The sequence below is a fragment of the Humitalea sp. 24SJ18S-53 genome (assembly GCF_050632385.1).
Classification (GTDB): domain Bacteria; phylum Pseudomonadota; class Alphaproteobacteria; order Acetobacterales; family Acetobacteraceae; genus Humitalea.
In genome coordinates this window covers 4880933-4894423 of the sequence record NZ_CP192599.1, presented here as the reverse complement: position 1 = coordinate 4894423, position 13491 = coordinate 4880933, and the positions used below count along the sequence as shown (strand labels likewise).

Sequence of the window (13491 nt, the reverse complement as noted above, 5' to 3'; positions counted from 1 at the left end):
GGCTGCCGGTTCGGCGGACAAGCGCGAACCCAGCCGGACTTCTTCCATGCGCCTTGCCATCATCAACGACTACCAGAACCTCGCTCTCGCCGCGGCCGATTGGCCCAGCCTGCCCGGCGGCATCGTGCCAAAGGTGCATGGCCGCCTGTCCGGGCCGGATGAAGCGGCGGCGGTGCTGGCGGGCTGCGAGATCGTGGTGACCGCGCGTGAAGAAACCCGCTTCGACGCCGCCCTGATCGCGCGGCTGCCCGACCTTCGGCTGGTGGTCACGCATGGCATGAACAACGCGGCCCTCGACCTGGCGGCACTGGCCGCCGCCGGCGTCACCGTCTGCGGCACCACCTACGGCTTTTCCGCCGCCACCGCCGAACTCGCCTGGGGGCTGATCCTGGGCCTGGTGAAAAACATCCCGGCCGAGGACCGCACCATCCGCGCCGGCGGCTGGGGCGCCGACCTCGGGCGCGGCCTGACCGGGCGCGTCCTGGGCGTGCTGGGTCTGGGCGATCTGGGCGGGCGCGTCGCCCGCGTCGGCGCGGCCCTGGGCATGGAGGTCATCGCCTGGAGCCCCCGCCTGACCGACGCGGCCGCGGCCGAGGCCGGCGCCCGCCGCGTGACGCGTGAGGCGCTCTTCGCCGAAGCCGATGTGCTGACCATCCACGTCCGCTACAGCCCGGCCCTGCGCGGCATGATCGGCGCCGCCGAGATCGCCGCGATGAAACCCGGCGCGATCCTGATCAACACCGCGCGCGGCCCGATCGTGGATGAGGCGGCACTGGTCGCGGCGCTGCGATCGGGTGCCCTCGGCGGCGCGGGGCTGGACGTCTTCGACCAGGAACCGCTGCCGCCGGGCCACCCGCTGACCCTGCTGCCGAATACGCTGCTGACCTCCCATATCGGCGGCCGCACGCGGGAGAATTTCCTGGCCCGCTACCAGGGCAGTTTCGAAGCGGTGCGGGCCTGGCTGGCGGGGCAGCCGGTGCGGGTGCTCAGTTGAACGTCAGCCCACCCCGCGCCACGATCGCGCGGAACTTCGCCAGTTCCGCCACCAAGAAGTCGCGCGTCTGATCGGGGGTCATCGGCGGCGCGGCATCGACCCCGGCGATCGACAGGCGCGACCGCACGGCGGGATCGGCCAGGACGGTGAGCGTCGCGCGGTTCAGCGCCGCCGTGATCTCCGGCGGCATCCCGCGCGGCCCGACCAGCACGTTCCAGGTGGTGCTGTCGAAATCGACAAAACCGCGCTCCAGCAGGCTTGGCATGTCGGGGAACAGCGGGCTGCGTTCGCGTGACGTGACCGCCAGCCCGCGGCTGACATCGTCGCGCAGATGCGGCGCCGCCGAGGCCATGGGTTCGAGCGAGAAATTCAACTCGCCCTTGGCCATCGCCTCCATCACCTGCGACCCGCCGCGGTAGGAGACGTGCTCGGCCTCCAGCGGCGCCCCGCCGCCCGGGGCCGATGCCAGGACCATCGCCCCGGTCAGGTGCCCGATATTGCCGGTGCCGGAGGTTCCCCAATGCAGCGCATTGGGCCGCGCGCGCATGTCGGCGACCAGATCCTCGATCGTGCGGAAGGGTGAATTGCGCGGCACCACGACCACCAGCGGCCCGCCGCCGACCAGGGCGATGGGGGTGAAGTCGGTGATGGGGTCGTAGCGCGTGGTGTCCTGCAAGGTCACCGGGTTGGTGCCATGCGACGATGCGGTGCCGAGCAGCAGGGTATAGCCATCCGGCGCCTGGCGGCGGGCGAAATCGGCCCCCACCGACCCGCCGGCCCCGGCACGGTTCTCCACGATGATGCGCGCACGCGGCCCCAGCAGCGGCGGCATCCGGTCGGCCAGGATGCGGGCCGCGATGTCGGTGGACCCGCCGGCCAGGAAGGGCACGACCAGGGTGATCGGGCGGTCGGGCCAAGCGGTTGCCGTCTGGGCCAGCGCCGGGGCGGCAAGGGCCATCGCGGCGGCGCCGAGGATCGCGCGGCGGCCGAGGGTGGTCTGGTTAGAATGAATCATGACGTTCTCCCGTATCTCGGCCCTCTCAAAGGGCACCTTGCGTTCCGCGTCAATCATGCGCCGCCCGGCTTTCCGCGCCCGGCCGCCGGCGCGATACTGGCGGCCGCTACGCCGGGAACCGCCATGACCCAACACTTCGACCTGATCCTGAAAAACGGCCGCTGCGTGCTGCCCTGGGGGATCGAGACCGCCGATGTCGGCGTTCGCGCCGGCAAGATCGCCGCGATCGGCGACCTGCGCCTGGCCCAGGCCACCGAAACGCTGGATTGCGCTCATCTGCATGTGATGCCGGGGCTGACCGATCCGCATGTCCATCTGCGCGACCCCGGCGATCCGGCGGTCGAAACCGTCGAAACCGGCACCCGCGCCGCCGTGCTGGGCGGGCTGACATCCGTTTTCGACATGCCGAACACCGCGCCGTCGATCACCGATACGGCCAAGCTGGACTGGAAGCGCGGCTATATCGATGGCCGTAGCTGGTGCGACATCGGGTTCTACGTCGGCGCCGCGCGGTCCAACATCGGCGAACTCGGCGCGCTGGAACTGGAACCCAATGTCTGCGCCATCAAGGTGTTTGCGGGCAGTTCGACCGGCGACCTGATGATCGAGGACGACCCGAGCCTGGAAGCGGTGATGCGCAACGGCCGCCGCCGCATCGCCTATCATTCCGAGGATGAATACCGCCTGCAGGCCCGCAAGCCCGCCTATGCGGCCGGTGGCCCCTATGCCCTGCACGCCGAATGGCGCGACGTGGAATGCGCCTTCCTCGGCACGCGGCGGCTGATGGCGCTGGCCCGCAAGACCGGCCGCCCCGCCCATATCCTGCACGTCAGCACGCAGGAGGAGCTGGAATACCTGGCCGACTACCGCGACGTCGCGACGGTCGAGGTCTTGGTGAACCACCTGACCCAATGTGCCCCCGATGCCTATGACCGCCTGGGCGCCTATGCCGTGATGAACCCGCCGATCCGCGATGCCCGCCATATGGAGGCCGCCTGGCGCGCCATCGCCGATGGCACGGTGGACACGATCGGCAGCGACCACGCGCCCCATTCCCGCGCCAACAAGGAAAAGCCCTGGCCCGCGACCGCGGCCGGGCTGACCGGGGTGCAGACCCTGGTGCCGATGATGCTGGACCATGTCTCGGCCGGGCGGCTGTCGCTGATGCGGCTGGCCGACCTGTTGGCGGCGGGGCCGGCGCGGGTCTACGGCTCGGTCGGCAAGGGGCGGTTGGCGGTGGGGTATGACGCCGATTTCACCCTGGTCGACATGGCGGCCGAACGGCGGATCGAGGAATCCTGGATCGTGTCGCCCTGCGGCTGGACGCCGTTTGCCGGGCACCTTTGCCATGGCTGGCCGGTCGCGGCGGTGGTGCGCGGCCAGGTGGTGATGCGCGACGATGCCGTGGTCGGCACGGCGCAGGGCCGGCCGGTGCCCTTTGCCGAGACCCGGCGGGGGTAGGGCGCAAGGCCGGGACGGGCCGTCTCCCTTCTGGCGCGACCCGCAACGACAGGTCACAGTCCCACGGAGGCAACGGGGCGGGTCGGTTCGCACCACGCCCCGGCCAGGAGACGTCCGTGTCCGAGATCGCAAAGCGCCCCACGACCACGACCTGGCAGGACCGTCGCCTTCGCCGCTGGCTCGCCCATGCCGCCTATCCGCTGATCTGGGCGATCAACCGCCCTTCAGCTGCCTGGCTGGGGCGGGCGATCTATGACCTGGCCCTGCGCTGCAACGGCATCGCCATCAACTTCAAGGGCCGGCACGGTCTGAACCATGCCGAGGAAGCCTTCCTCAACAGCATCGCGCCCGACTTGCAGGGCGGCATGCTGTTCGATGTCGGCGCCAACTACGGGTCCTACGCCAAGTACCTGGCGCGGATCGCGCCGACCGCGCGCATCCATGCCTTCGAACCGCACCCGCGTACCTTTGCCGACTTGACCACCCACGTTGATCCGGCGCGCGTCACGCTGGTCAATGCCGCCCTCGGCGACAGCAGCGGCACGCTGGAGCTGTTCGATTTCGCCGACCGCGACGGCTCGACCCAGGCGAGCCTCAGCCGCGACGCCGTGGGCATTTTCGACGACGCCATCGTCAGCCACCAGATCGCCTGCACGACGCTGGATGCCTATCTGGCGGAGCGCGGCATCGAGACCATCGATTTCCTGAAGATCGACACGGAGGGTTTCGACCTCAATGTGCTGAAGGGCGCCGCGAGCGCGATAGCGGATCGACGCATCCGGCTGATTCAGTTCGAGTTCATTCCGGCGAATATCGCGACGCATGTGACGATGCGCGATTTCTTCGAATGCCTGCCGGGTTACGATATTTACCGGCTGTGCCTGAACGGTTCGTTGCTGCCGCTGTTTCCCTATGACGTGAAGCGGTGTGAGATTTATGTGACGCAGAACCTGATCGCGCGGCCGAGCGCGGCGAAGGTGCAGTGAGGGGGGCGGGGCCATTCCGCCATACCGGGCGGTCGCGCCGGGGGCTAAGCCCTTGAGATAATGGTGCTGCCGGAGGGGATTGAAACCTCTGTCACGCCGTTGCGGGGAGCCGGAAAGTGAGGGAATAGCTTGGGTTTGGCAAGACGTGCGAGCATGCCCTGGCAGGTATTTGTATTAGTTTGTTGGAGTAGCCATCTGGCGCCAAGGCATTGAGCAACCCAAGCCTTACGGCGCCTCCCATGAGGGCAGTTATTCAAGGTCAACCGCCCTCGCCGGTCCGTCTCCAAGGGTGGGGGACGTGCCGAGGGCGGGGGATGCTCCGTAGGGTCCAATTCTAGGGGGTCGGGGAGTCCACAGGCGGGCTTTCTGGGGGTGTCTGGTAGGGGTGTAGCGGCAGAGCCTGAAAAGCTGCCTGCGGGGACGTTATTCACATCCCCTGGGTGTCACGTCGGGGCATGGACAGGGTTCCCTGGGCGAGTCTTTGGGGGCGGTAGGGGTGGCTCTTGAACGCAGTCGTGCGGCGACCTTCCTGCGTTTGCCGTCTGCACTGTACAGATTGCCCTACGCACAGGACGCCCGCCCCGGGACCAGAAACGGGATAGGGGAAATAAGATAATAATCCTTTATATACAGGATATTTAACCTTATTCCATTGGTCAGGCTGCCGCCCGCGCTGCCCGTTCCACAACCCGCCGCACCGCCGTAGCCGTCCAGCCCCCCTTGCCGGTCGGTGTGGGGATGCCCCGTGACGTAAGGGCGGAAGCAAGGTCCCGCAGAGACACCGCCCCCGCTGCCCGTATCTCTTCCACCACGGGCATCAGCCGGAAGGCAGCATGATCGGCGGCCAGTGAACGAGACGCCCCGGAGGCATCACCGCCAGCCTTCGCGTCCGGGGGAGACGGCGGACGATAGCCCCGATCCCCGCCTAGCTTGACCCCCCGCGCCTTCGCAGCGGCCAGCGCCGCCTTGGTCCGGTCCGCAATCATGTCCCGCTCAAGCTCTGCGAAGAGGGCCATTTGGGAGAGCATGTAGCGGCCCATACCCCCGGCCGGGAGGTTCGGCAGGTCGCAGAAGGCCACGTCAACGCCGCCGTCTATCAAGCTCCGCAGGAACGGCAGATTGCGGGCAAGCCGGTCCACCTTGGCGACCAAGAGCGTAGCTCCGACCCGCCGGCACCTATCCAGGGCGGCACCTAGCTGGGGTCTATCGGTTTTCCGTCCGCTCTCCACCTCCACGAAGGGGGGCAGTAGCAGCCTGTCAGGGGCCTTCACGAAGGCGTCTATCGCGGCCCGCTGCGCCTCCAGACCAAGGCCGCTACGCCCCTGCCGGTCGGTGCTGACCCGCAGATAGGCGACGAAGCTGCGCGGCGTGTCGGATGATGCGGCCATAGGTTCTTGCCCTCGGTTGATCGGCGGGGCGAAGGAAAGCAGCGGGCGGCAAGTGTGTCAATGACTGAGCAACGGTCGTTGATTGGTTATTGATACAATCGGGCTAAGGGTTTTCGCTGTGGCAGGTAGTAATAGGCGTAAGTGCCACGGGAGCGACGCAGACCACCACCTGCCCGCTTCGAGTGTCTAGGCGGTAGGCAAGCCCGCTTTCGGCGGCGATTTGGTAGGTGCCCTTATTGATGCTCGCGGCGGCAAACAGGCCAGCGGCGATGATGCCGGCCGCTATGATGTTTGGATGCAAGAGTTTGGTCCCCGGCGATATCGTTCCAGGGGTGGAGGATAGACGGCCGCTGGGCCGGGTAAACCGGGCGCGACCGGAAGACCCAAAGACCGGGCCGGTGAAGGGCAGGACGAAGAGGAACGAGAGGGGGGCCGGTCGGTTCGGAAGGTAAAGCTGACTCTACCTTCACGCGGGGACACCGGAGGGACCCGCAAGGGCGCGGCACATGGCAACGCGCGGACGATTGCCGGCCTGACAAGGCGGCAGGCTATGTGAAGGGAGGAGCCGGCAGGGGTGGAAGGTAAAGCTGACTATACCTTCCGCTACGGGTCCCTGCCGGCCCGTTATCAGCCCGCTACAGGCGCCTTGGATGCGGTGAAGCGGAGACGGCCCGCGTCTATCTCCAGGCTGCCGGGTTCGCGGTGCCAGCCCCAGCGCCGGGGGTCGTGCGGGGCGGTGCGAAGGTAGCACTCAAGACGCCCGGCCCGCAGGAAGACGGCCCCCGGATCGATCTCAAGGGCGACGGAACCGAGGGCGAAGGTAGCGAGGCTGGGCATGGGTGTGTCTCCCGTGGGGTTGCAACGGGGATGACATGGGAGTCTCCGAACGATACCGCAACGAAGCTCCCTTTAGGGGGAGCATTTGTCACATAACGTCGGTGAGAGTCGGTCCGTGGTCCGGTCGTGCGGGCGCGGGGTCCGCTTCCCCGGTCCTTGAGACCCGACAGGCAGGGCGGCCATGCCTTGCCCCAGCATTCCCCTGTGTGGCTGCGCCGGGACCCCATGGGGGTAAATCAGCCCTCGCGCGAGTGTGGTGAGGTGCTCAGATTTCTGCGGTGGAAAATCAGGGCTGGGCCAGTCCACGAAGGTAGAGCTGACTTTACCTTCCCAGCAAAAAACCCCCACCGGGCCGGATTAGGGGCCAGATGGGGGCGATTGAAGACCGCGCGCAGTGCAGGGGGCGCGACATGCGGGGAGACCGGGCCGCCGGGCGAGGGAGACCGGAGAGCGTGAGACACGTTCCGCCCTTCACTGGGGTCTTTCCGTGGGCCTTTTCAGGCATCGCTTCGGAAACCAGTGCGAAGGTAAAGCGGACTACACCTTCATAGAGGCAGAGATCAGGGTATAGAGATTGGGAAGTGAGGTGTGCGGTATCACTCTAGGGGCACATCACCATCCCTACACAGGGACCATCAGGCTCACGCTAGGCTCACGCCAAAGACCACACAGGGGGACCCGGAAGAGGCCCCTTAACAATCACTGTAGGGATCATAACAACCCCTATAGAAACACTATACAATCACTATATTGCACTTAAATCACACTTCCACTGGTTTTTAACTACTAACCCTTAACTGGTTTCCCTTTTAAGGTCCCTTAACAATCACTTAACATTCTTGTTAACTACCCCCCTACCCCCCACGATCTATCAGCCCCCCTAAGTCTGATATTCGTCCCGTATCTCGTTCACCTCGCTGGTCTCCCGTTAGGCGCTTACGCGCGGGGGACAAAGAGCGGGGTAAAATGAACGGTCATGGGAGGGGGGACCCTAATCCGCGGCGCGGCTCTTGGTCTTCCCCCGTTAGGGGTTGGGGCGTTCGCCCTATGCCTCCCGAGAGGGACAATTCGGGGCACTATAAGGGGAGCAAGGAAGGTAAAGCGGACTCTACGTTCCCATGCCCTGCCGGGCTTCCCGCCACCTGGTTCTAGGTGCGGACCCAGGACGAACCGCACGCCGATGACTGCGGCCGGAACCGCTGTTGTTCAACCGCCATTCGCGGGCGCTCCTATCTTGAACTGGCGGGATATCCAGGCTGTGCCCTGGTTGACGGTCTTCGCGGGCGTGTTGCCGCTCCACGAATTGTAGGTGTTGAAGCCGCCCGCTACGGCACTCCCGATGCCCACGAGGGTTGCCAGTTGCGATGGCTGCGCGACCTGTCCGGGGGTGTTGATGGACGCCAGGGGACCCATCGTCCGGATCGGGGTCGAGGGCTGGTAGGTCTGCGCCTGCTGGTTCGCCAGTTGCTGCGCCCCCTGCGTCCGGGCCTCGATCACGGCCCGTGTCAGACCCCGGCTGGTCGCCTCCCGGTTCAGCGTGAGGACCGACACCGCGTCGCCTTCCTGCCGGCTTACGTCCTGGATCAGGGCTTCGACGCTGTTGCCTTCAACGCCACGCGCCGAGGACCGAACACGGGTCGTTGCCCGCGCCTCACCGGCACTCTGCGCGATCCCGTATTCCTGGAGAATGGAACTCATGTCCTCCTCCACACGACGCGCGATGATGCCCGCAATGCTGTCGTTCGTGTTCTTCTGGATGGCCGTTCGGTTCCTCTCAAGGACCCGCTCCTGCCGCCCGAACTCGCTCTCCTGGTAGTCGAGAGTCTCTTGCGCGTAGGACAAATCTTGCTTGAACAGGTCTTCCTGGTACTGGATCGCCGCGAGACGGTCCTTGAGTTGGCTGTTGAGCGCTAGGTCTTGTGCCCGCTGCTGTGCCGATGCTGCCTTGGACGCGGCCTGACCAGCCATGACCGATTGCGCGATGCCGACGCCAGCGGAAACGACCGCCGCGCCGATGATGAACGCCATGCTAGATATCCTTCATGTAGACGGTTTCCTGTGCCGTGAAGCCTTCCTTCTCAAAGAGCGGGGATGCGCTGCGCGTGGGGCCGGAGCGCTGCGCCACCAGCCGGAAGCTCCCCCCGTCCTCCTCTTTCGTGCGGACTGAAGCCCAGCGACCGAGGACCCCCGTAAGCGATGGCATCCCCGCCCCGGCCCAAACAGTGCGGACGGCGGTGAGGGGGTCGTGGCCGGCATCAAGCAGCATGCGGGCCATGGCGAACTCGGGGTCCTTCGCCTCGACATAGTGTTCCCCGCACGACGCGGCGCGGGACGAATGCAGTGTGATGGTCAACGTCGGGCGTTGCGACCCTGTTGGGGGGTCGGTGAGGGTGCGAATTTGCTGTTTCCTTGTGGCCGGGTCGCGCCAGGACAGCCCAAACCAGACCTGCCGCTAGGGGTGTAGCAGGGGGCCGGTGAGGGGCTTCCTGGGGCAAGATGTGCAGGGTTCACGGATGCCTTCCGTGGGAGGTCGGATGCCGATAGGACGCGCCTACGGCGACACATGCGGGGGGCGATGCCAGCGACGTTGCCGTGGCGAACAGGGCGATGCCCCTGATTGGGGCGACGGCAGAATGACGAAAACCGTTATGGTGTCAGGGAGGAAACCGTTTCCCTTGCTGGGGGATGGGGGACCCTAGGTAGACGCCCCAGCCCATCCGCGCCGACTTCAACGGGTCCCCTGTGTGAACGAAGAGAACATAGGCAAGGTAGCAAGCGGAGCGGTGAGGCGCGTCTATGGTGGCGGAGGCTTCACGCCGGGGGGGAGGGGGACCTTCCGCAGGTCTTTTATGGTTTCGTCGGGCATGCCCCGGAACCCGTTCCCATACTCCGCACCTGCGTTGCGAGGATTGTAGCGGCCCGTAATGGCATCCATCACTTCCGGGTGGGCGCGGACCCGCCGGAGTGCATCCTCCATACGGTGTCGCCACGAGTGAGCCGGTACGGTGCCTTTGCGCCTTACGCCAATGCGTCGGACCCAACGCATGTGATTTGTTTGCGCGGTGGGGGAGCGCGTGCCGTCTGGCGCTACGGTGATATCGGGAAAGAGTGCTGCTGTCGGATCGGCAGGGAGTGACGCGACGTAGGCCAGGAACCCTTCATCGAGAACCGCAGGATGAATGGGAAGCTTCCGCTGAAACGTCTCATTCTTTCCGGCGCGGCCCTTCACTGGGCAGATATCGAGGATCATCACCCCGCTGTCTTCCCGCACGTGTCCCCGCTGCATGTCGGCAATTTCGCTGATGCGTGCCCCAGTGAAGGCGAGTAGCCAGGGCAGCCAGCGTCGAGACGTGGCTTCCTTTCGGGCCGCATTCAGAATGATCGCGGCCTCTTCGTCAGTGTAGGGAAAACGAGTCTCCTCCCCGCGATTTCCTACAGTCGGGGCCAGTCCCTGGAACGGGTTCGCCTTAATGTGCTTGTTCTTGACGGCCCACTTGCACACCACGCTTCCCGCAAGCACGTCATGTGAGACGGTCTTAGGCACAACCCCTTCGTCTAGTCGCGCGCCTTTGAAGCGTATGACATCCTCTTCCGTTATGCGTCGAAAGTCATCGAAGCCGAGAATACGGGCCACCTGGGCGAACGAACTGGTATATTTGCGAAGGGTGCTAGTGGCGCGTTTCTCCTCCTTTGCCCAAAGCGCCAATAGGTCGGCGGCGGGAAGCGGCGTTGCTTGCTTTTCAGCCGTCTTAACATCGGCCTTGGTTGGGAAGCGGATAGCGGTCTTGTCCGGCGCATAATCGCCAGTCGCACGACGCCGCAGCGTCTCATACAGGTCAGTCCGAGTCTCTCGCCATGCCTGCGTGAAGCGGTCCAGGCTATCAACGTCGGCGGCGATCCCTAAGCCGCGAAGATGGGCCGCTGCCCGCGCCTTAAGGCTGCTTGCCGTCTCCATGCCGTCCAGAAGTATGTCTCTGCTGATTTGCCAACCTACGGGGTCGCCAGGATCGTCTTCCCATTGGGCGATCTCGCCGCGATACCATTCTCCGCATATGGCCAGAACCTGCTTTTGCGTCAGGCGTAGGGTGTCGCCCCGAAGCGTTGCACGCGCTGCCGCGATCTCCGCTTCCCACTCTTTAATAGCGTCGCAATTCTGCTGCTTCACCTCTGCCGGGGTGGCGCCATGGAGAGCGCGACGAAACTCCGTGCGGCCGAGCATGCCCCGAACATCCTTCGGGACCACCTTTCGGGCATAGGGGAAGCGGCTGCCGGTAACGGCTGTCGGACGGGCCATAGCAAACACCATTGGACGCCTCGTTTGTATTAGTCGAGGCGCGACAGGTCCTTGATTATCCCTAGTTTTCCGACATTTCAATGGGATAGAATGGTGCTGCCGGAGGGGATTGAACTCTCGACCTCTCCCTTACCAAGGGAGTGCTCTACCACTGAGCTACGGCAGCATGCCGGCGCGAAACGCCGTGGCGCCTGTTAGCCCCCGCCCCGCCCCGGCGCAACCCCCAGCGCGAAGACCGCGCCCCCACCTTGCCCCGCCGCCCGGTCCACCGGCAGAATCCGCCACACCCAAAACCAAGGATCCCTGCATGCCCGCCCTGCGGATCGCCGCGGAAAAGCTGCGCTTTCCCACCCCACGCCAGGTCACCGACGACACCAGCGTCATGACCCTGAAAACCCTGGTGCTGGAACCCCTGTGCCGCTGGCACGAAGGCCGCGCCCGGCCAGGGCTGTTTTCCGCCTGGCGCCACGACGCTGCTGGCAGGGTCTGGGATTTCGATATCCGTCCCGGCGCCACCTTCCACGACGGCAAAGCCTGTGAGGCGGAGGACATCCTGGCCTTCATCCAGGGCATCCTGGTCTCAGTCGACACCTTTGGCATGCCCTGGTCCTACGCCCGCTATTTGGCCGGCGTGTCGATCACGGCCACCTCACGCGGCTCGGTCCGGGTCGTGGCGCCAAGCCCTTTTGCGGACATCCTGGATATTTTTTCGGAGTTTTTTATCGCACGCGAAACGCCGGAGGGGCTGCCGATCCTCGGCACCGGCCCCTACCGGGTGGACTCCTACACCGAGGGCGACCGCGCCCTCCTGGCCCGCGTCGGCCCCGGCGATGGCACCGCCCGCATCGAAATACTGTGCCACCTCGCCCCTGAGGACCGCCTGGCCGCCCTGCGCGATGGTGCGGTGGATGTCGCCCTGAACCTGGAACGCTGCCCCCACCGGCTGGATTTCGAGCCCCGCTTCGACTGGCTGCGGGCGACCAACACCCTGTCGGTGATGTATTTCCTCAACGAACGCCACGGCCCCTTCACGCAGCCGGAGGCTCGGCGCGCCATCAACCTGGCGGTCGATGTGCCGGCGATCATCGAGGATGTGTTCCACGGCCTCGGCGTCGCCTCCTCCACCGTGGTCAGCCCCTTCCACCTGGGCGCGCGGGCGGCCGGGGTCGCGCCCTACCGGCATGACCCGGCGGCGGCGCGGCGGCTGTTCGACCAGGCGGGGCTGGCGGCACCGCTGGTCATCCGCACCCCCACCTTCATGCCAGACCGCGCGCCGCTGATCACGGCGGCTGTGGCCGACTCCCTGGCCGCCATCGGCATCCCGACCCGGATCGACCTGGAACCCGACCGCCCCGAATACGCCCGCCAGGCCGGGCGGAAGGAGATCGGCGACATGGCGATCTTCGATTCATCGCCGCACAGCACATTTCGTATTCTGAACGACAAGATTTCCAGCGCGGTCAAGGCTGTGTGGTGGCAGGGCCACGACGATCCGGCGCTGGAATCGCTGATTTCGCAGGCCAATCACGCCGTGGCGGATACGGCGCGCGAAGCGGCGTATGGCGCCTGCCTCGCCCGGCTGCACCAGAACCCGCCCTGGCTGTATCTGTTCCACCCGGTCGATGTGGCCGGATTCCGGCCCGGCTGCGCCGAGTTGGCGCTGGATGCCCGCGGGGTTTTGACGGTCAGGCCCTGATCAGCCAGGCAACCCGCCGATCGCGACGGGGCGCGCGGGATCGGCGCTCCAGGCGGACCAGGACCCGGGGAACATCGCGGCCTCGATCCCGATCGAGGCCAGCAACGCCACCGTCAGCGCCGCCGAAACCCCTGCGCCGCAGGAGACACCCACCTGGCCCCGCCCATCGACACCCAAGGCGCCATACAGGTGCCGCAGGGTGGCGGGGTCGGTGACGGTGCCGGCCTCGGTCAGTGTGTCGATGACCGGCGCGCTGATGGAACCGGGGATATGCCCGCGCCCCGGCTGGCCGGGGGCGGTGACGCCGCCGATGTAGTTCGGGCGAATGCGGGTATCCAGCAGGATCGCCGCCCGCGCCATCGCCGCCGCCGCATCGGCATCCAGCACGGGCAGATGCCCGGCCGACAGCGTGACATCGCCGGGGGCGGGGCTTGGGGCCTCGGTCGCCGTCGGGCCCGTCCAGGCAGCGAACCCGCCGTCCAGCATGCGCACATCGGCGATGCCCGCCCAGGTCAGCACCCACCAGCCGCGCCCGGCCTGCAGGCAGCGATCATGGTCGTAGAGCACCACGGCGCGGTTTTGCGTGATGCCCCAGGCGCGGGCGGCGGCTTGCAGCGCCGCGATGGCCGGCAGCGGGCGGCTGCCGCTGAAGCCGGATTGCGGGCTGGCCAGGTCGCGCGGCAATTCGACGTCGACCGCGCCGGGGATGCGGGGTGTGGCGGGCGCCACGGGGCCGCCGCGGACGGCCAGGACGACCGGGGCGTCGTCCTGCGTGAGCCATGTCGCCAGATCCTTGGCGCTGATCAGAACCTTGCGCATC

Annotated in this window: 10 protein-coding genes and 1 tRNA gene; 4 read left to right on the top strand and 7 right to left on the bottom strand. The window is 66.4% G+C overall.

The annotated features are described in order from the left end of the window. Positions 1-46: 46 nt before the first annotated feature. Positions 47-994 carry an NAD(P)-dependent oxidoreductase gene (locus ACQW02_RS23530; RefSeq protein ID WP_431282344.1) on the top strand — a complete coding sequence of 316 codons (948 nt, stop codon included), beginning with the start codon at positions 47-49 and terminating at the stop codon, positions 992-994. Here ACQW02_RS23530 and ACQW02_RS23525 read toward each other — a convergent pair. Beyond that, entirely contained in the window at positions 987-2009 is a 1023-nt protein-coding gene (locus ACQW02_RS23525; protein WP_431282343.1) for a Bug family tripartite tricarboxylate transporter substrate binding protein, read from the bottom strand. The genes ACQW02_RS23530 and ACQW02_RS23525 overlap by 8 nt on opposite strands. Before the next feature lie 123 nt (positions 2010-2132). Between ACQW02_RS23525 and ACQW02_RS23520 the strand changes: the two genes are divergently transcribed. Then, positions 2133-3470: a dihydroorotase gene (locus tag ACQW02_RS23520; protein WP_431282342.1), complete on the top strand. Its 1338-nt coding sequence runs from the start codon at positions 2133-2135 to the stop codon at positions 3468-3470. A 116-nt stretch (positions 3471-3586) separates the two neighbouring features. Continuing rightward, on the top strand, positions 3587-4456 hold the full coding sequence (locus ACQW02_RS23515) for an FkbM family methyltransferase (RefSeq protein WP_431282341.1): 870 nt from the start codon (positions 3587-3589) through the stop codon (positions 4454-4456). Between the two features lie 656 nt (positions 4457-5112). Here the strand turns inward: ACQW02_RS23515 and ACQW02_RS23510 are convergent. The 5 genes from ACQW02_RS23510 to ACQW02_RS23490 all read right to left on the bottom strand — a co-directional run bounded on the left by ACQW02_RS23510 (position 5113) and on the right by ACQW02_RS23490 (position 11141). Next, positions 5113-5844, bottom strand: coding sequence for a recombinase family protein (locus ACQW02_RS23510; protein WP_431282340.1), 732 nt, complete (start codon positions 5842-5844; stop codon positions 5113-5115). A gap of 2043 nt (positions 5845-7887) precedes the next feature. Beyond that, on the bottom strand, positions 7888-8709 hold the full coding sequence (locus ACQW02_RS23505) for a virion core protein, T7 gp14 family (RefSeq protein ID WP_431282339.1): 822 nt from the start codon (positions 8707-8709) through the stop codon (positions 7888-7890). Position 8710: 1 nt separating this feature from the next. After that, positions 8711-9034 carry a hypothetical protein gene (locus tag ACQW02_RS23500; RefSeq protein WP_431282338.1) on the bottom strand — a complete coding sequence of 108 codons (324 nt, stop codon included), beginning with the start codon at positions 9032-9034 and terminating at the stop codon, positions 8711-8713. 441 nt (positions 9035-9475) lie between these two features. Beyond that, positions 9476-10900, bottom strand: a complete 1425-nt coding sequence (locus ACQW02_RS23495; RefSeq protein WP_431282337.1) for a hypothetical protein — start codon at positions 10898-10900, stop codon at positions 9476-9478. Positions 10901-11066: 166 nt separating this feature from the next. After that, a tRNA-Thr gene (locus ACQW02_RS23490) sits at positions 11067-11141 on the bottom strand. Positions 11142-11282: 141 nt separating this feature from the next. On the opposite strand from ACQW02_RS23490, the gene ACQW02_RS23485 reads away from it, so the two are divergent. Continuing rightward, positions 11283-12671, top strand: coding sequence for an ABC transporter substrate-binding protein (locus ACQW02_RS23485; RefSeq protein ID WP_431282336.1), 1389 nt, complete (start codon positions 11283-11285; stop codon positions 12669-12671). Here ACQW02_RS23485 and ACQW02_RS23480 read toward each other — a convergent pair whose 3' ends face one another. Then, the gene (locus ACQW02_RS23480; RefSeq protein WP_431282335.1) at positions 12672-13490 is read right to left on the bottom strand and encodes a sulfurtransferase; all 819 of its coding nucleotides are present in this window, start codon (positions 13488-13490) and stop codon (positions 12672-12674) included. It lies immediately after the preceding gene. Position 13491 lies beyond the last annotated feature (1 nt).

Excerpts from the sequence above, each read along its gene's own strand:
- ACQW02_RS23530 (WP_431282344.1), top strand. The coding sequence starts at position 47 with ATGCGCCTTGCCATCATCAACGACTACCAGAACCTCGCTCTCGCCGCG.
- ACQW02_RS23525 (WP_431282343.1), bottom strand. The coding sequence starts at position 2,009 with ATGATTCATTCTAACCAGACCACCCTCGGCCGCCGCGCGATCCTCGGC.
- ACQW02_RS23520 (WP_431282342.1), top strand. The coding sequence starts at position 2,133 with ATGACCCAACACTTCGACCTGATCCTGAAAAACGGCCGCTGCGTGCTG.
- ACQW02_RS23510 (WP_431282340.1), bottom strand. The coding sequence starts at position 5,844 with ATGGCCGCATCATCCGACACGCCGCGCAGCTTCGTCGCCTATCTGCGG.
- ACQW02_RS23505 (WP_431282339.1), bottom strand. The coding sequence starts at position 8,709 with ATGGCGTTCATCATCGGCGCGGCGGTCGTTTCCGCTGGCGTCGGCATC.
- ACQW02_RS23495 (WP_431282337.1), bottom strand. The coding sequence starts at position 10,900 with ATGCTCGGCCGCACGGAGTTTCGTCGCGCTCTCCATGGCGCCACCCCG.
- ACQW02_RS23485 (WP_431282336.1), top strand. The coding sequence starts at position 11,283 with ATGCCCGCCCTGCGGATCGCCGCGGAAAAGCTGCGCTTTCCCACCCCA.
- ACQW02_RS23480 (WP_431282335.1), bottom strand. The coding sequence starts at position 13,490 with ATGCGCAAGGTTCTGATCAGCGCCAAGGATCTGGCGACATGGCTCACG.